At 42.7% G+C, this 16,601-nt stretch carries 15 protein-coding genes and 20 tRNA genes; 8 read left to right on the top strand and 27 right to left on the bottom strand.

What is annotated here, in order from left to right; translation table 11 throughout:
- Nucleotides 1–55 precede the first annotated feature (55 nt).
- Complete coding sequence (locus tag N521_RS09425) at nucleotides 56–1,048, top strand: metal ABC transporter solute-binding protein, Zn/Mn family (RefSeq protein WP_025207846.1); 993 nt, start codon at nucleotides 56–58, stop codon at nucleotides 1,046–1,048.
- A gap of 77 nt (nucleotides 1,049–1,125) precedes the next feature.
- On the opposite strand, the gene N521_RS09420 is transcribed toward N521_RS09425, so the two are convergent.
- A complete protein-coding gene (locus N521_RS09420) occupies nucleotides 1,126–1,368 on the bottom strand; it encodes a type B 50S ribosomal protein L31 (protein ID WP_017358374.1) in 243 nt (80 codons plus the stop codon).
- A 175-nt stretch (nucleotides 1,369–1,543) separates the two neighbouring features.
- Here N521_RS09420 and N521_RS09415 point away from each other — a divergent pair, with 175 nt between their 5' ends.
- The 4 genes from N521_RS09415 (at nucleotide 1,544) to N521_RS09405 (ending at nucleotide 4,388) form a co-directional block, all read left to right on the top strand.
- A complete protein-coding gene (locus N521_RS09415) occupies nucleotides 1,544–2,875 on the top strand; it encodes a cytochrome ubiquinol oxidase subunit I (protein WP_035391038.1) in 1,332 nt (443 codons plus the stop codon).
- A 22-nt stretch (nucleotides 2,876–2,897) separates the two neighbouring features.
- On the top strand, nucleotides 2,898–3,944 hold the full coding sequence (locus N521_RS09410; protein WP_169476099.1) for a cytochrome d ubiquinol oxidase subunit II: 1,047 nt from the start codon (nucleotides 2,898–2,900) through the stop codon (nucleotides 3,942–3,944).
- Nucleotides 3,945–4,012: 68 nt separating this feature from the next.
- Nucleotides 4,013–4,171, top strand: a complete 159-nt coding sequence (locus tag N521_RS19200) for a DUF1540 domain-containing protein (RefSeq protein WP_008360682.1) — start codon at nucleotides 4,013–4,015, stop codon at nucleotides 4,169–4,171.
- A gap of 25 nt (nucleotides 4,172–4,196) precedes the next feature.
- Complete coding sequence (locus N521_RS09405; RefSeq protein WP_035391037.1) at nucleotides 4,197–4,388, top strand: hypothetical protein; 192 nt, start codon at nucleotides 4,197–4,199, stop codon at nucleotides 4,386–4,388.
- 105 nt (nucleotides 4,389–4,493) lie between these two features.
- Here the strand turns inward: N521_RS09405 and menC are convergent, their stop codons facing one another.
- The 6 genes from menC to N521_RS09375 form a co-directional block, all read right to left on the bottom strand.
- Nucleotides 4,494–5,618 carry an o-succinylbenzoate synthase gene (gene menC, locus N521_RS09400; RefSeq protein WP_035391035.1) on the bottom strand — a complete coding sequence of 375 codons (1,125 nt, stop codon included), beginning with the start codon at nucleotides 5,616–5,618 and terminating at the stop codon, nucleotides 4,494–4,496.
- Nucleotides 5,605–7,065: an o-succinylbenzoate--CoA ligase gene (locus tag N521_RS09395; protein WP_035391033.1), complete on the bottom strand. Its 1,461-nt coding sequence runs from the start codon at nucleotides 7,063–7,065 to the stop codon at nucleotides 5,605–5,607. The genes menC and N521_RS09395 overlap by 14 nt, the downstream gene beginning before the upstream one ends.
- A gap of 70 nt (nucleotides 7,066–7,135) precedes the next feature.
- Nucleotides 7,136–7,954: a 1,4-dihydroxy-2-naphthoyl-CoA synthase gene (gene menB, locus N521_RS09390; protein ID WP_008342913.1), complete on the bottom strand. Its 819-nt coding sequence runs from the start codon at nucleotides 7,952–7,954 to the stop codon at nucleotides 7,136–7,138.
- A 14-nt stretch (nucleotides 7,955–7,968) separates the two neighbouring features.
- Nucleotides 7,969–8,799, bottom strand: a complete 831-nt coding sequence (gene menH, locus N521_RS09385) for a 2-succinyl-6-hydroxy-2,4-cyclohexadiene-1-carboxylate synthase (RefSeq protein ID WP_035391031.1) — start codon at nucleotides 8,797–8,799, stop codon at nucleotides 7,969–7,971.
- Nucleotides 8,784–10,526: a 2-succinyl-5-enolpyruvyl-6-hydroxy-3-cyclohexene-1-carboxylic-acid synthase gene (menD, locus tag N521_RS09380; protein ID WP_035391029.1), complete on the bottom strand. Its 1,743-nt coding sequence runs from the start codon at nucleotides 10,524–10,526 to the stop codon at nucleotides 8,784–8,786. The genes menH and menD overlap by 16 nt, the downstream gene beginning before the upstream one ends.
- On the bottom strand, nucleotides 10,519–11,937 hold the full coding sequence (locus tag N521_RS09375; protein WP_008342907.1) for an isochorismate synthase: 1,419 nt from the start codon (nucleotides 11,935–11,937) through the stop codon (nucleotides 10,519–10,521). The genes menD and N521_RS09375 overlap by 8 nt, the downstream gene beginning before the upstream one ends.
- A gap of 383 nt (nucleotides 11,938–12,320) precedes the next feature.
- On the opposite strand from N521_RS09375, the gene N521_RS09370 reads away from it, so the two are divergent.
- The 3 genes from N521_RS09370 (at nucleotide 12,321) to N521_RS09360 (ending at nucleotide 14,676) form a co-directional block, all read left to right on the top strand.
- A complete protein-coding gene (locus N521_RS09370) occupies nucleotides 12,321–13,259 on the top strand; it encodes a 1,4-dihydroxy-2-naphthoate polyprenyltransferase (RefSeq protein WP_008342905.1) in 939 nt (312 codons plus the stop codon).
- 118 nt (nucleotides 13,260–13,377) lie between these two features.
- A complete protein-coding gene (locus N521_RS09365; RefSeq protein WP_008342902.1) occupies nucleotides 13,378–14,112 on the top strand; it encodes a TraR/DksA C4-type zinc finger protein in 735 nt (244 codons plus the stop codon).
- 87 nt (nucleotides 14,113–14,199) lie between these two features.
- Nucleotides 14,200–14,676, top strand: a complete 477-nt coding sequence (locus N521_RS09360; RefSeq protein WP_008342900.1) for a TspO/MBR family protein — start codon at nucleotides 14,200–14,202, stop codon at nucleotides 14,674–14,676.
- A gap of 76 nt (nucleotides 14,677–14,752) precedes the next feature.
- Here the strand turns inward: N521_RS09360 and N521_RS09355 are convergent.
- From N521_RS09355 to N521_RS09260, 20 genes are all read right to left on the bottom strand, one after another.
- Nucleotides 14,753–14,824: transfer RNA gene (locus N521_RS09355), tRNA-Glu, on the bottom strand.
- A gap of 9 nt (nucleotides 14,825–14,833) precedes the next feature.
- Nucleotides 14,834–14,924: transfer RNA gene (locus N521_RS09350), tRNA-Ser, on the bottom strand.
- A 3-nt stretch (nucleotides 14,925–14,927) separates the two neighbouring features.
- Nucleotides 14,928–15,002, bottom strand: a tRNA-Asn gene (locus tag N521_RS09345).
- A gap of 6 nt (nucleotides 15,003–15,008) precedes the next feature.
- Nucleotides 15,009–15,085, bottom strand: a tRNA-Ile gene (locus N521_RS09340).
- 16 nt (nucleotides 15,086–15,101) lie between these two features.
- Nucleotides 15,102–15,175: transfer RNA gene (locus tag N521_RS09335), tRNA-Gly, on the bottom strand.
- An 11-nt stretch (nucleotides 15,176–15,186) separates the two neighbouring features.
- A tRNA-His gene (locus N521_RS09330) sits at nucleotides 15,187–15,262 on the bottom strand.
- A 24-nt stretch (nucleotides 15,263–15,286) separates the two neighbouring features.
- Nucleotides 15,287–15,359: transfer RNA gene (locus N521_RS09325), tRNA-Phe, on the bottom strand.
- Nucleotides 15,360–15,375: 16 nt separating this feature from the next.
- Nucleotides 15,376–15,452, bottom strand: a tRNA-Asp gene (locus N521_RS09320).
- A gap of 15 nt (nucleotides 15,453–15,467) precedes the next feature.
- Nucleotides 15,468–15,544 (bottom strand) — tRNA-Met (locus tag N521_RS09315).
- 22 nt (nucleotides 15,545–15,566) lie between these two features.
- Nucleotides 15,567–15,659, bottom strand: a tRNA-Ser gene (locus N521_RS09310).
- Nucleotides 15,660–15,666: 7 nt separating this feature from the next.
- A tRNA-Ile gene (locus N521_RS09305) sits at nucleotides 15,667–15,743 on the bottom strand.
- Between the two features lie 4 nt (nucleotides 15,744–15,747).
- Nucleotides 15,748–15,821 (bottom strand) — tRNA-Met (locus N521_RS09300).
- Between the two features lie 26 nt (nucleotides 15,822–15,847).
- Nucleotides 15,848–15,920: transfer RNA gene (locus tag N521_RS09295), tRNA-Ala, on the bottom strand.
- Nucleotides 15,921–15,928: 8 nt separating this feature from the next.
- Nucleotides 15,929–16,005: transfer RNA gene (locus N521_RS09290), tRNA-Pro, on the bottom strand.
- Between the two features lie 7 nt (nucleotides 16,006–16,012).
- Nucleotides 16,013–16,089, bottom strand: a tRNA-Arg gene (locus N521_RS09285).
- 11 nt (nucleotides 16,090–16,100) lie between these two features.
- Nucleotides 16,101–16,186: transfer RNA gene (locus N521_RS09280), tRNA-Leu, on the bottom strand.
- A 12-nt stretch (nucleotides 16,187–16,198) separates the two neighbouring features.
- A tRNA-Gly gene (locus N521_RS09275) sits at nucleotides 16,199–16,270 on the bottom strand.
- A 30-nt stretch (nucleotides 16,271–16,300) separates the two neighbouring features.
- Nucleotides 16,301–16,383: transfer RNA gene (locus N521_RS09270), tRNA-Leu, on the bottom strand.
- Between the two features lie 7 nt (nucleotides 16,384–16,390).
- Nucleotides 16,391–16,466 (bottom strand) — tRNA-Lys (locus tag N521_RS09265).
- Between the two features lie 37 nt (nucleotides 16,467–16,503).
- Nucleotides 16,504–16,579 (bottom strand) — tRNA-Thr (locus N521_RS09260).
- Nucleotides 16,580–16,601: the final 22 nt, after the last annotated feature.

The raw sequence follows: 16,601 nt of genomic DNA, 5'->3' as shown, positions 1-16,601 counted from the left end.
AGGACATTAAATCGTAATCATTTCTATCTAATAGGTTGAGAGGAGACATTCTTAGATGAAAAAAATCTTTTTTATTTTAACAGCTGCTTTATTAGCGGTCGGTCTTGCCGCTTGCTCAAGCAGTGCGGGGACAAATGCTTCAAAAGGAAAAGCAGACGGGAAATTAACCATTTACACGACGATCTTCCCTATTCAAGATTTCACTGAAAAAATTGGCGGCTCTCACGTGAACGCTCAAAGTGTCTATCCTGCCAATGCAGATGCACACAGCTTTGAACCAAGTTCAAAAACGATGGTTGAAATGGCTGAAGGAGATGCCTTTATTTACAGCGGAACAGGTGCTGAAGCATTTGCTGATAAAACGGCTTCTACGTTAAAAGACCAAGGCGTGAAAACAGTGAAAGCAGCCGAAGGCATCAAGCTATTATCAACACAAGAAGAACATGCTCATGAAGAAGGTGAGGACCATGATCACGATCATGAAGGTGAAGATCATGACCATGATGGACACGACCACGGAGATAAAGATCCCCATGCATGGCTAGACCCTGTTTATGCACAACAAATGGCAAAAAACATTAAAGACACACTCGTTTCACTAGATCCAGATCATAAAGACGAATACACAAAAAACTATGAATCACTAAAAAAAGAATTACAATCGTTAGATCAGGAATTCAAAACAACGTTATCTAAAGCAAAACATAAAGAAATTCTTGTTTCTCACGCAGCATACGGCTACTGGGAAAAACGCTATGGCATTGAGCAAATCAGTGTACTAGGACTCTCTGCTTCTGAAGAGCCTTCCCAAAAACAGCTTGAAAATATCGTACAACAGGCAGAAAAGCATCACATCAAGTATGTCATTTTTGAAAATAACGTCAGCAGTAAAGTATCAGATACGATTCGCAGTGAAATTGGAGCAAAAAGCCTTACACTGAAAAATCTAGAATCCATTACAGAAGATGATGCTAAAAATGGCGAAAGCTATGTCAGCTTAATGAAACAAAATTTAAACACATTAAAAACAGCTTTAAATGTTGAATGAATTCATGAACCCCGTGCGATCAGCCGGGGTTTTTTACTGCACAAAAAAACACACCATGATCAGGTGTGTTTCTTTGTCTACATTTGGTATTTTTTCTTAAACTGCTCCGCTCTGCCGCCTTTTTCTCCGAATTTCTGGCGTCCTGTATAAAATGGATGCGTATCAGAGCTTGTCTCTACTTTAATGACAGGATAAGTCTTCCCATCTTCCCACTCTACGGTCTCATGTGATGTCTTTGTTGATCTACTTAAGAAGCGGTAACCGCTGTTTACGTCCATAAATACAACTTCATGTGAGGTTGGATGAATATCTCTTTTCAATGTCAAAACTCCCTTCATCATTAAAACGTAACGATTACGTTTTATAATTATATTCTACTCCCTCTTTTACAACTTGTCAAAAAACAAGCTTTCTTAATCAGGAAGAATAATCTAAAAATGGTGGAGAATAATAAACACCATCAAAAGAGATGCGATAAGAAAGGCGGAGAAAAAATTGACTGATCTCGTTTTAGCTAGAAGTCTGTTCGGCACAACAATGGGCTTCCATATTATTTATGCCTCGCTTGGCGTAGGCATCCCGCTAATGATTTTGTTAGCTGAACTCATCTTTCAAAAAACGAAGGACCCGCATTATGCCATCATGGCCAAACGATGGACAAAAGCGCAGGCTGTTCTGTTAGGGGTCGCCATTCCAACCGGTACCATTGCTGGTACGCAGCTTGCCCTTCTATGGCCTGGTTTTATGGAGGTCATCGGAAAGGTCATGTCACTGCCATTTCAAATAGAAATTTATGCTTTCTTTATTGAAGCATTATTTATGTCTATTTATGTGTACGCAGCAGATCGTTTATCACCAGCCATGCGCATCATTACCGTTATTTTCGTTGTCATTGGTGCAGCAGCTTCAGCGATTCTCATTACAAACGTACATGCTTTTGAAGGAACACCCGCTGGCTTTCAAATGGTCAATGGAGAAATAACGAATATCGAACCTTGGAAGGCCTTTTTCAATCCAAGTTTTGTTGTCACTGCTACACATGTAGTACTGTCTGCTTTTACAACAGGCGCTTTTGTCATTGCTTCTGTCGCTGCATTTAAAATGTTGAAAACAAGAAAAAACGAAAAGCTCTATACCTTTCATCGAAAAGCCCTTTTTCTTGGACTGATTGTAGGCGGACTTTTCTCTTTTCTCACAGCCTTAAACGGTCACGAATCAGCTCAGCTTCTGTATGAATATCAGCCTGAAAAATTAGCGGGTGCTGAAGGTTTATTTGAAACGCAATCGCATGCGCCTCTTGCCATTGGCGGTTTTACTGATGCCAATACGCAAGAAATCAAAGGAGCTATCGAAATCCCTTGGGCGCTTAGTTTTCTTGCAGGAAATAGCTTTGATACTGTGGTTAAAGGGTTAAATGATTTTCCTAGGGACGAGTGGCCGCCTTTATTTATTCACACATTATTTAATGGAATGGTCATTATCGGCTCATTGCTCATTTTCTTTGCTGTGTTAGCACTGTTTTACCGCAAAATTTTAAAACGCGAACATTATCCAAAATGGCTGCTTGTCCTTTATTTATTTGGCGGGCCCCTTAGTCTCTTGGCGATTGAATTTGGCTGGATCTTTGCCTGTACAGGCCGTCAGCCATGGGTGATTTATCGAATGCTCAAAACCTCTGAAGTCGTCACATCATCAGGATCTATCGGTACACTTTTCATCCTTTTTGCCATTGTCTATCTCATTTTAGGCATCGCAACTGTGATTGTACTGACGTACTACTTTAGAAAACATTCAATTGAAGAAGACTTACGGTTAACAGAATCTTAAAAAGGGAGCGATCTTGATGCAAATGGATGTAACAACTGATGCACTCATTGCAATCACCATCTTATGGGGATTCGTGTTTATCTATGCAGTGATGGCATCAATGGATTTCGGTGCAGGATTTTGGTCAATGATTTACATGAACAAAGAGCAGACAAAGGCCGCAAATATCGCAAATAAGTATCTTTCTCCAACTTGGGAAGTAACTAACGTGTTCATTGTAGCCATCGTCGTTGCCTTGTTTAGCCTGTTTCCAGGTGCAACATTTGTGCTAGGCACTGTTCTATTAATACCCGGCAGCATTATTTTGTTGCTTCTTGCACTGCGAAGCGGATTTCTCGTCTTCTCTCATTCACTGCCTAAAAAATATAGAAAAGCCGTTACATATATTTCAGGAATTAGCGGCTTTATTATTCCGTCCATCCTCATCATGGTTCTCCCCATTACACATGGTGGATTCATCTTTCAGGAGAATAATGTCTACTCATTAGATTTAGGATTGGTCTTTACAAGCGCAAATGTCTATTCTTTCGTAGGTTTTGCGATTTTCAGTACCCTTTTCCTCTCATCTTTGCTTTTAGCTGATTTTTCTAATGTTGCAAACGAAGATGAGGCTTATAACATTTATAGAAGAGGAGCACTGATTACGGGTCCACTTTCTCTCATGATGGCTTTCTTTATCATGCTCACACTGAGAAGTGAGGCCAATTGGCTGTTCACAAAAATGATGCAGAACATCCCGATCCTTCTTGTTTCTCTACTCATGTTTTTGCTTGCAGGTTTGGCTCTATTTTTACCAAACAGTCGCTTTAAACATCGGAAAGGGAGACCACGTTTAGCGGTTATCGCCATTACAATTCAATATTTCTTAGCAAGCTATGTGTATGGACATGCGCATTTGCCCTATATGGCCTATCCTGATATTACCATCATGTCTGGGTTTACAGATCCCGTCACATTTAGGGCATTATTTATTACGTATATTGTAGGGTTTATCATCCTATTCCCTGGGTTCTACTTCTTCTGGAAATTGTTTATGAAAGATAAGCGTTATATTCGTCAGGAAGATTAACATGAATGAACGCCCCTTACTTCGGTTACATTATAGATGAAAGACATACTCAAAAGGAGGTCATCTGTATGAGTCAAAAAATCCTTTGTGAAGTAAACAACTGTTCCTACTGGAATGCTGGAAATCGTTGTGGTGCAGATGCAATTTATGTCGTCAGCCATACAGGAAATACGGCTGAGAAAAGTGAAGAAACTGACTGTAAAACGTTTAAACCTCAAGACCTTTAAGTCTAATTAAAGGAGGCGCTTCGCTTTGAAAAACGATCGGCTTGCTCAAACGTTTCTTGAAGAAATTCAGGACACGGACGAGGCTGCATTTTATCAAGCAGCTCACTCCTTTTTAAATCTTTGGGATTATGAATACGGACATGTTTCCGACATGCCCAATGACATGCATCAGTATATTGGACAGCTTGCTTACGACAGCGGGCTTGTAGAAGAGTAAGAAAGAGCGGATGACCGCTCTTTCTTTTTGTTCAGACAGGAAGGAAAAACTTTCCTCAACTATACAGTGGTTCTATGGATGGTGCAAATGGCGATTCATTCGTTTTCATTTCACAAAATCATGTTTTGTAAACACATCAATTTTATCTGAGAAAGAACGAAGCGCTTGATAATCAACTTCTACACCCATACCTGGAGAACGAGGTACTTCAATAAACCCATTTTCAACTTTAATTTCAGGAAAAATGATATCCTGCTCCCAATATTTCGACGATGCTGAAATATCCCCAGGAATCGTAAATTGCGGAAGTGATGCAAGTGCCACGTTTTGCGCGCGAGAAATGCCTGTTTCAATCATTCCCCCGCACCATAACGGAATCTGCTGCTCCTGGCAGAACGCATGAATCTTAAGAGCTTCAGTCAGCCCTCCAACTCGTGAAGGCTTCACATTAATAATCTGACAGCTTCCAAGTTCTACAGCTTTTCTCGCATCATCTAAAGAACAAATACTTTCATCCAAACAGATTGGTGTTTTTAAATGCTTTTGCAAATGCCGATGATCGACAATGTCATCTGCGGCTAAAGGTTGTTCAATCATTAATAAACGAATATCGTCGAGCTGCTTCAGTTTGCTAATATCTTTTAATTCATAAGCAGAGTTTGCATCCGCCATTAACGGAAGGTGAGGGAAAGACTCTCTTATCTTTTGTAGAAGTCCAATATCTTGTCCCGGCTTAATCTTCACTTTCACACGCTGATAGCCTTGATCAACAAACTGCTCGATTTGCTGAATCATATCATCTACTGGTCCTAACCCCGCAACGACACCAGATGGAATTCTATCTCTAGTACCGCCTAAGACGTCACGTAAGGACTTATTTTCTCGCTTCGCATAAATATCCCACACAGCTGCCTCAATTCCCGCTTTGGCCATTCTATTGCCTTTAAAATGGTACAAGCTGTCTGGTATGTCCGAAGGATGTGTAAAAGATCGGGTCAGCACGTTCGGGATAAAAAAAGCCCTGAGCATGTGATAGCAGGTCTCGATGGTTTCTTCTGTATACCACGGAGAAGAGAAGGCAGATACCTCTCCCCATCCAGTTAATCCTGTTTGATCTTTGACCTCGACAATAATAAACTCACGCTCTAAAATGGTCCCAAGGCTCGTTGTAAACGGCTGTTTGAGTTTCATCGTGACATGATATAAGATCACACGTTCAATTTGAATCATCTAAAAACCCCTTTGATTTGAGTCTGTGCCTCTGCAATTTATTCGACGCATTCCTTGGCAGCTCATCCACAAAGTGAAAAGCGGCGGGCCATTTATACTTGGCTAATTGCGACTGACATAAAGCATAGAGCTCATTCTCCGGAATCTGCTCATCTGTCACAAGGAAGGCAGCAGGTACCTCTCCCCATTTTTTATCATACATACCCGTCACTCCGGCTTCCTTTACATTTGGATGTGTTAAAAGAACTGCTTCAATTTCTGCTGGATAAATATTTTCTCCGCCAGAAATAATTAAGTCTGACCGCCGATCAAGCACAAATAAGAATCCGTCCTCATCTACATAGCCAATATCACCCGTTTTCAGCCAGCCCTGCTCAAATGCAGCAGCTGTTGCCTCTTGACGATAAAGGTAGCCTTTCATGACATTTGCACCTTTTACCATGATTTCACCATGCTCAAAAGGACGACACGGACGGTTCTCATCTTGAATCTTTAATTCACACCCAAAAAGGGGCTTTCCCGCTGATCCAAGCTTTTCCACACTAAATTCGGGCGCAAGTGTCACAATTTGTGAGCAGGTCTCCGTCATACCGTACGATTGAAACACAGGAAATCCTTTCTCCTTACTCTCTTGAAGCATCGCATAAGGCGCAGGGCCTCCGCCTAACAGCAGGCAGCGCAAAGATGACGGACATTCTTCAAGTCCACTTAATAAACGGGACAGCATGGTTTGTACAACTGACACCATCGTCACTCGATGCTGTTCAATAGCATCCTTGACTTCATCGACATCAAACTTTTGATGAAGCACGACAGTCATACCGTATATGACAGATTTAAATATAGCGGATAAACCGCTTATATGAAAAAGAGGCAAGGCAATGAGCCAGCGGTCGTCCTCCCTGATCCCTAAATTCAATGCCGAGGAAACAGCACTATGAAAATGATTGCCAAACGTTTGCTCCACCCCTTTAGGGCGTCCTGTCGTTCCAGATGTATACATAATCGTCGCCGTCTCATTTAAATCAATATCATGTACGACCTTCTTTTCCATATCATGATCTGCATCAGGTAAAGTCTCTATTGTATAAACAGGTAAATCACCATGATGCTCATTTGCATATGCAGGCTCTGTTAATAAAGCCATGACTTTCGCATCTTTCAGCTGAAAACGTCTCTCTGCTTTTGTTAACTTATTGTTCAATAACACAATCTTGAAGCCTAATAAAAAACAAGCGTGAACAAGCATGACCATGTGAGGATGGTTGTTCATTAAAATCGCAACCGTATCCCCTTTTTTAAAAGATGCACGTGTCAGTCGATTTGCAAGTTGGTCTACATCATTCGCTAAATCACGAAATGTCCACTCGTTGTCTTGATAAATGAGTGCGACCCGGTCTGGCGTTAAATACGCACGGTGCAGCAGCCAATTCGGTTGCTTCATCATGACACCTCCTTTTCATAAAAGAAAACAGCTCAGTCTGATGCACTAAGCTGTTTTCATCCATATCATTGAATCAAGGGAAACGAGGGAACTGACCGAAGTCTGGCTTCCGTTTTTCCTTAAAGGAATCGCGTCCTTCTTTTGCTTCATCTGTTGTGTAATAAAGAAGGGTCGCATCTCCTGCAAATTGCTGAATACCAGCTAATCCATCTGTGTCCGCATTAAATGCAGCTTTCAAGAATCGTAAAGCAGTCGGGCTCTTTTCTAGCATGTCCTCACACCACTTCACTGTTTCTTCTTCCAGCTGCTCTAATGGTACAACTGTGTTGACAAGTCCCATATCAAGCGCTTCTTGTGCATTGTATTGACGGCATAAGTACCAGATCTCTCTTGCTTTCTTATGACCCACAATACGTGCAAGATAGCCAGATCCATAACCAGCATCAAAGCTGCCCACTTTTGGTCCTGTTTGTCCAAAAATCGCATTGTCTGCTGCAATCGTGAGGTCACACACGACATGAAGCACATGCCCGCCGCCAATCGCATAGCCCGCAACCATCGCAATAACTGGTTTTGGAATGACACGAATTAAACGCTGTAAGTCTAGGACGTTTAGACGTGGAATTTGATCGTCTCCTACATAGCCGCCATGACCGCGTACTTTTTGGTCTCCACCTGAACAGAATGCTTTTCCTCCAGCACCTGCAAGGACAATGACACCAACATCTGAATTGTCGCGAGCACGTGAGAATGCATCAATTAATTCACTTACAGTCTTTGGTGTAAATGCATTATGTACATGCGGACGGTTAATGGTGATTTTTGCAATCCCATTATATGTTTCATATAAAATTTCGTCATACTGACGCTCAGTTTGCCATTCAATAGCCATCAATATTTCCTCCTCTAATCTTGCGATAAAATAAACTCACTTACTATTTTACCAAAAAAATGTGGTTGTTCCACATGAACTGTATGCCCGGCATGCTCTACTACTGTGAATTGACTGTATTCAAGCTCCTGCTGCATACGTTTGGCAATGTCACAGAACTTTTTATCAAGTGTTCCGCAAATGAGTAAAACAGGCTGTTTTATCTGCTTTAATGCTTCCCACATAGACGGCTGTGAGCCCGTTCCTATACCTTCTAAGCTGCGAGCCAGCCCGTTAGGATCGGCTTTTAGCCTTCCCTCTCTCAGTTGCGTTAGCCTGTCCGCTGGCAAGGATTTCTGCGAAGCAAACAGCGGAATGTTCTCCCAAAAATCCACAAATTGCGCTAATCCTTCATGTCTGATCTTTTGAGCTAGCTGATGATCATGATTCAGCCTCTCCATCCGCTCTTTAAAAGAGTTCAGCCCTGGAGATGTACTCTCAAGAATCAACTTGTTTACTCGTTCTGGATAACGGGAGGCAAATGATAAAGCAATACGCCCTCCCATAGAATATCCGAGAATGTTCACTTTGTGAAGCTTTAATTGATCTAAAATCTCAGCAAGATCTGCCAGCTGCTGGGACATTGCATATCTTCTTATACTCTTTGGTGAGTCTGTGCGGCCATGTCCAAGCAAGCTGACCTGAATCAATCTCGTATGTTTTTCTGTATAAGTATTCAAAAAAGCCCAAGAAGCTGTACTCCCTGTAAAGCCATGTAAACATAACGTGGCATTTTCAGCAGATGGGTTATGGTCTATCACCTCATACGCCACACCATCGTGCATTCGTATTATGAGTGAAGGCATTCTTTTTTCACTTCCCTCAATATCTCGTCCATCATTTGGCGATGTTTGCCCACGCGAGAATGCCGGTCAGTTTCAATCTCAATTAAATGAAGCCCTGGTTCTTGGATATGCGCCAAGTACACATCTTTTAACTCTTCTTTCGTTGTCGGCTTCGAATAGGTTCCCCCATATAGCTTTGATGCATACTCAAAATTCAACCCAGTCGGCGTACCAAAGAGCTTTTCATAATACGGTTCATCGGATGCCTGCGGAAGGAAAGAAAAGATTCCTCCTCCATCATTGTTTAACAACACAACCGTGAGCGGAATGTCCATTAGCTTAGCTGCAAGAAGACCGTTCATATCATGGTAAAAAGACAAATCGCCGATGACTAAAGTGATGGGTTGTTTCAAGGCTGCATATGTTCCAAGAGCTGTGGACACAACACCATCAATGCCATTTGCTCCGCGATTCGCCATCATCCGAAACGGTTTTGACTGCGTTTCAAAAAAGGTATCGACATCTCGAATAGGCATACTATTTCCGATAAAGAGCACACTCTCTTTTGGCAAAAGGTGCTGCAGCTGACGATACACATTTCCCTCAAATGTCAGGTCCTCATCATTGTATTGATTTGCATGCATTCTAAAAGAAGAATTGACACTCTGCCAGTGTCGTAAATAAGATGTATCCTGACGCTTTTCCGCTCTCATCAAGACTTCTTCTACAAAAGAGGCTGCATGACTTTCAATCATGTATGATGCGCTTAAACCAGGATCTCGATAACCACCCGCAGCATCGACGACAATCTGCTTCACTTCCGCATGCTTTTCCAGCCACTTAAATAAAGGCTTAGACACAGGCATCGGTCCAAAACGAATGACCATTTCAGGCAAGAGATGCTGCTGCAATGCCTCATCTTTTAACAAAGAATCGTATGCATCTATAATGTATTCTTCACTTTCATGTCCATTTCGCAAAAGAGAAAGCGGGTCAGCTAAAATTGGCAGATGCAAAGCTTTTGCAAGACGTAACACTGACGCCTGCTCTTCCGCCGAGTAAAGTTCACCAGCAACAATGATTCCTTTTGCCGCTTTGTTCATGATAGACACTAATTCTGACATAACCCGATCATCCGGACGAGCTTGACCTGTTGCTAAAACTTTGTTCGCAGCTCCTTCTTCTCTATCAAAAGGATCAATAGACAAGTCAGGTAGCAATGGTTCTCTCAGCGGCACATTCACCTGAACTGGTCCCTTTGGCTCCTGCATTGACACGTGACTTGCCCTAGCAGCAGCAGTTTGGACATACCGCAGCATCGTTTGGCTTTCTTCTGGCAAGGCTAAGTCTGTGAACCATTTAACAAACTTACCGAATAAGAATTGCTGATCAATCGCTTGAGGTGCCCCAACCTCCCTCAATTCGTGCGGCCGATCAGCAGTTAAAACAATCAGTGGTACACGAGAATAATGTGCCTCGACAACAGCTGGGTAAAAGTTAGCTGCTGCCGTACCTGATGTACAAATGAGTAGCACTGGTGTTTGGCTCGCTTTCGCAAGACCCAGTGCATAAAAAGCAGCAGACCGTTCATCCACTAACACATGGACATTGATCTCTTGATGAGCAAGAGCGAGCATCGCAAGCGGTGTTGAACGGGAACCAGGACAAACAACCGCCTCCTTCACACCACTTTGCACAAATTCATCCATTAATCTGCCAATATATCTTGTCATGATTTGATTATTCAATGGGACGACCTCCAAGAGCAGACAGCATTGGTCTTAATTTCACTTGCGTTTCTTCATACTCCTGTTTTGCAAGGGAATCCTCTACAATTCCACATCCAGCAAACAAACGAACTTGGTCTTCCTCAATAAGACCTGATCGAATGGCGACAGCAAATTCTCCATTGTCCTTAGAATCAATCCATCCCACTGGCGCCGCATACCAACCGCGTTTCAACGGTTCGATTTCACGAATCACCTCTACCGCTTTTTCCTTAGGATATCCTCCAAGCGCTGGTGTTGGATGAAGCTGTTCAATTAATGAAAAGAGTGAACAGCTGCTTTTAATTTCTCCCACAATGGGTGTAAATAAATGCTGAATGTTTTTCGTTTTATAAAGACTTGGTTGATTTGGCTTATGCACATGATGGCAGTTTGCTTCAAATGCCTGCTCAATCATATTCACGACAATTTGATGTTCAATCAAATTTTTCTCATCACAAAGCAGTTCCTCACCTAGTGCCTGATCTTCTACTTCATCTTGACCACGAACAATGGAACCTGCCAAACACGATGAAAAGACTTCACCACCGCTTTTTTTCACTAAACGTTCAGGCGTCGCCCCGACAAATGCTTGTCTTCCCTGCTCTATAGCAAATACATAACTCGTTGTTTGATGTTTTAGTAATTCTGCTAATAGTGGAGCGAGTTCAATTTGATTTTTATAGTGAAGCAAGACTTCTCTTGCTAAAACAACCTTTTCATATTCGTTCACACGAATGTGTTCTGTCGCTTCATGGATTGCTTTCATCCATTCCTGGACATCTAACTCTTCCATATGAACAAGCTCAGCTTGTCCATGATTTCTGACAGGCAATGCATCAAAATTAGAAGCTTTCTGTTCTAATTCTTGAATGAGCTGATGAACATTCCCGTCCACCTCATTCCATTCATTGATCGTTAGAAACGTACCTTCTTTTGAAACAGTCAGCATCATCGATGGCACAAAAAAATGAGCCTCGCCAAATGCTTCCCAGTGACGCGCCTTCTCTTCATATGGATCAAATGAAAATCCTCCAAATAAAAGCGGACCAACTGCCGCTTGCTTTAACTCCTTCTCATCATGAAAATGGAACATATGCTGTTTCAGCTGCTCCCATTCTTGATGGACGATATTGAATCGTTCTTTGCCTTGCTCTGATGATTTAATCACGGCCGCTCTGCCAAGTCCAGAAAATATCATTTGGCTTTCTGGATCAGACCAAAAAAAACGCTCGCCTAAAAAATCCGCTTCGCCGCTTTGGAAAAAGGCAAGAGGATCCAGATCGTCAACTCTTCTGGAGTAGCTTATCAAAACAGCATGGTTGACGTTATTCGCTTCTTCTAATGTCGCAAGCGCTTCCTGCCGGAAAGTACTTTGCACTGTTGTCACCATGATACATTCCTCCAAAATCCATGAAATAACATATAAAAATAAAACCATCATGTAAAAAAATACATGAACATTCGAGTATGTCGAATGACCTGCTTTTCTATTATAAACCTTAACAGATGAACTTAGTAAAGAAAACAGCTTTTAAAACCTCGAATCCTTATTATATCACGCTTTCAAGATTTTTTCGCTCCCGCTTATTGAAATGAGAACATCCCTTAAAAAATGGTAAGACCTGTTCGAAGATCAAGCTTTCTCTCTAGATGGGAACGATTAGCAAACATCTTTTTCTTGTTTCATCGCATCAATATATTGACACCTTTTTGAACTTTGCTAAACTGGAATTTGGACGTGTACGTATTTTTTTATTTAAAGGAGTATATTTTATGCAGCATCAATCGATATCAGATCAGCTTTCACCAATTAAGCCTGATAAAAACTGGCGGATTTGGTGGAATTTACTACGACCGCATACATTAACAGCGGCATTTATTCCCGTTACTTTAGGAACTGTCCTAGCACTTCCGAGTGGTCAAATACATGTTGGGCTATTTTTAGCTATGCTATTTGCATCGATGTTTATCCAAATTGCAACGAACATGTTTAATGAGTACTTTGATTATGTTCGCGGATTGGACAATGAGAAATCTGTCGGTATCGGCGGAGCGATCGTGAGAAACGGTGTAAAACCAAAAACAGTTTTAGGCCTCGCTTATGCCTTATTCGCGCTTTCTTTATTACTTGGGATCTATATTTGCATGATGTCTAGCTGGTGGATTGCACTCATAGGACTAATTTGTATGGCAGCAGGCTATTTTTATACCGGTGGTCCTGTACCAATTGCTTATACACCATTTGGAGAACTTGTATCAGGTGCTTTTATGGGACTAGGCATCATTTTAATTAGTTTCTATATCCAAACAGGAACATTGACATCAAAAGCTGTGCTCATTTCAATACCCATCTCTATTTTAGTTGGTGCCATCTTACTGTCGAACAATATCCGTGATTTAGACGGTGATAAAGAGAATGGACGAAAGACACTTGCTATCCTAGCTGGACGTAAAGCGGCCGTCAACATCCTACTTTCCATGTTTGTGATCTCATATGTACTCATTTTTGTTTATATCTTTATGGATATCGTGGGTCTTTGGAGCCTTCTTGTCTTACTCAGTTTGCCAAAAGCTTATACAGCCATTAAAGAATTTAAGCAAAAAGAAAAGCCAATTGAATTAATGAATGCCATGAAGTCGACAGCACAAACCAATACGTTTTTTGGTTTCCTGTTAACGATCGCATTGATCTTACAATACTATCTTGCATAACACGAAACGCCTGCAGCCGCAGGCGTTTTTTATTTGAAGAATTGCTTCAAATTGGCACAAGTCTTACATAAAAATTTGCTCATACTAACAATATGTTTGATATGAAAGGGTGATCGCTTTGTTGTCTAAAAACGAATTACATCAGTTGAAGCAGCGACTTCTCGATGAAAAACAAGAAATTGAAGCCAAAAATCATGACGATGAACAGAAAGTATCATTTCCTTATGATTCAGTGGGCGAACTGTCAGCCTATGATAACCACCCTGGCGACCAAGGGACAGAACTATTCGAACGCGGAAAAGACATTGCCTTAAACAGTTTGGAACATGAGCATCTGTCCGATATCAATGAAGCACTCCAAGCAATGGCAGACGGCTCTTATGGTTTGTGTAAAGTGTGTAAAGCCCCTATTCCTAAAGAACGCTTAGAAGCCCTTCCCACCGCCGTCACATGCACAGAGCATTCAAAAGAACAGACCGTTTCACAAAACCGTCCCATTGAAGAGGACTTATTAAGTCCGCCCTCAGGGCAATTTGAAAATGAAGAAAGTGCTGCATATGATGGCGAAGATGCCTACCAAGATGTAGAACGCTATGGAAACTCTGATACCCCATCCGATATGGAATTTCCTCCATTGACTTACGATGATGTGTATACACAATCAGAAGATGAAGATTATGTGGAAGACTACGAAGGGTTTGCAGCTGCTGATATTGAAGGAAAAGCAAGCAAGGTCTATCCAAATAAAGCACACGAAGCTTATGAAGAAGCATTAGATGAAGAAGGCGTCATGACGGTGTTTGGTGACTTGAAGCCTTACGAAGAAGATCCCTATACTAAAAAAAATCATTAGTCCCCACATATTGGGGGCTTGATGTTTATATCATGTAATAATTGGGAAATAAGTTGAAGAGTGAATTGATTGGGAGGAGATTTCTGGATGGCTAAAAAAAGTATCATTTGGGCGGTTATCGTCTTCTTTATTACATACGCATTATTTTCTATTGCAGGGTTCCTGTTCCCTATCGACAGAGAATGGTATGACGCACTAAATAAACCTGAATGGACACCTAGTGGTGGTGTCATCGGTGCGGTCTGGGCTGTCTTATTCGCCCTCATTTCGTTATCTGCCGCCATCATTTATGCAAAGTATGGTTTTCAAAAAATCACATTACCATTTTGGATTCTGTTTCTTTTAAATTATGTATTCAATCAAGCCTTTAGCTTTTTTCAGTTTACACAAAAAGATCTATTTGCAGCTACGATCGACTGCCTGCTTGTAGCACTGACAGCGCTCGCGCTTGTCATCGTCTCACGTAAACTAAGCAATGTTGTTCCAATTTTATTGATTCCCTATGTTTTATGGGGATTCTTTGCGACATACTTGTCTTATACGATCTATTCCATGAATATGTAAGAAAAGACCGCTATGATGGCGGTCTTTCGTTTTGCGGAAAATAAAAAAGAGGTCTTTATTAGACCTCTTTAAAAAATGACCCGTACGGGATTCGAACCCGTGTTACCGCCGTGAAAGGGCGGTGTCTTAACCGCTTGACCAACGGGCCAGAAAAAAATGGCGGAGAAGGAGGGATTTGAACCCTCGCGCCGCTTGCGCGACCTACACCCTTAGCAGGGGCGCCTCTTCAGCCACTTGAGTACTTCTCCATTTGGCTCCGCAGGTAGGATTCGAACCTACGACCGATCGGTTAACAGCCGATAGCTCTACCACTGAGCTACTGCGGAAAGTCATGGTGGGCCTGAGTGGACTCGAACCACCGACCTCACGCTTATCAGGCGTGCGCTCTAACCAGCTGAGCTACAGGCCCATGAACGATATGCAAATGGAGCGGGTGATGGGAATCGAACCCACGACATCAGCTTGGAAGGCTGAGGTTTTACCACTAAACTACACCCGCAAAAATATGTATGGGGCGATTGATGGGAATCGAACCCACGAGTGCCAGAGCCACAATCTGGTGCGTTAACCACTTCGCCACAACCGCCATACTAATATTTATTTGTAAAAGTGGCTCGGGACGGAATCGAACCGCCGACACACGGATTTTCAGTCCGTTGCTCTACCAACTGAGCTACCGAGCCATGTATTCATTTAAAATGGCGGTCCGGACGGGACTCGAACCCGCGACCTCCTGCGTGACAGGCAGGCATTCTAACCAACTGAACTACCGGACCAATAGAGAAAAAATTTGGTTGCGGGGGCAGGATTTGAACCTGCGACCTTCGGGTTATGAGCCCGACGAGCTACCGAACTGCTCCACCCCGCGATGATATCATTTTTTAAAAATATGGCGGAGGAAGAGGGATTCGAACCCCCGCGGGCTTTGACACCCCTGTCGGTTTTCAAGACCGATCCCTTCAGCCGGACTTGGGTATTCCTCCGTATAGATGGTGGACCTTGTAGGACTCGAACCTACGACCGGACGGTTATGAGCCGTCTGCTCTAACCAACTGAGCTAAAGGTCCTTTATAGCGGCGGAGGGGATCGAACCCCCGACCTCACGGGTATGAACCGTACGCTCTAGCCAGCTGAGCTACACCGCCATGATATAAAATAATCTTTTAAAAAGTGGAGCCTAGCGGGATCGAACCGCTGACCTCCTGCGTGCAAGGCAGGCGCTCTCCCAGCTGAGCTAAGGCCCCATAAAAGATGGTCGGGAAGACAGGATTCGAACCTGCGACCCCTTGGTCCCAAACCAAGTGCTCTACCAAGCTGAGCTACTTCCCGATCTTAATGGCGCGCCCGAGAGGAGTCGAACCCCTAACCTTTTGATCCGTAGTCAAACGCTCTATCCAATTGAGCTACGGGCGCTTATTTTATAATGCCGAGGGCCGGACTTGAACCGGCACGGTAGTCACCTACCGCAGGATTTTAAGTCCTGTGTGTCTGCCAATTCCACCACCCCGGCGTGGATGGTATAAGCGGAAGACGGGATTCGAACCCGCGACCCCCACCTTGGCAAGGTGGTGTTCTACCACTGAACTACTTCCGCATTACAGGATTTCTTTATGTTGTTTGGCAATGCGGGTGAAGGGACTTGAACCCCCACGTCATAAAGACACTAGATCCTAAGTCTAGCGCGTCTGCCAATTCCGCCACACCCGCATGAAAATGGTGAGCCATGAAGGACTCGAACCTTCGACCCTCTGATTAAAAGTCAGATGCTCTACCAACTGAGCTAATGGCTCGCTTTTAAAGCGACTTGTCTATCTTACCATATGAAAGTGGTGCCGGCAAGAGGACTTGAACCCCCAACCTACTGATTACAAGTCAGTTGCTCTACCAGTTGAGCTACACCGGCTTTATCTATCCTAACATTATGT

The organism is Bacillus sp. UNC125MFCrub1.1 (assembly GCF_000701305.1).
Classification (GTDB): Bacteria; Bacillota; Bacilli; order Bacillales; family Bacillaceae; genus Bacillus; species Bacillus altitudinis.
The sequence above is the reverse complement of the archived record's forward strand: the minus strand, read 5'-3'. Positions and strand labels throughout refer to the sequence as shown.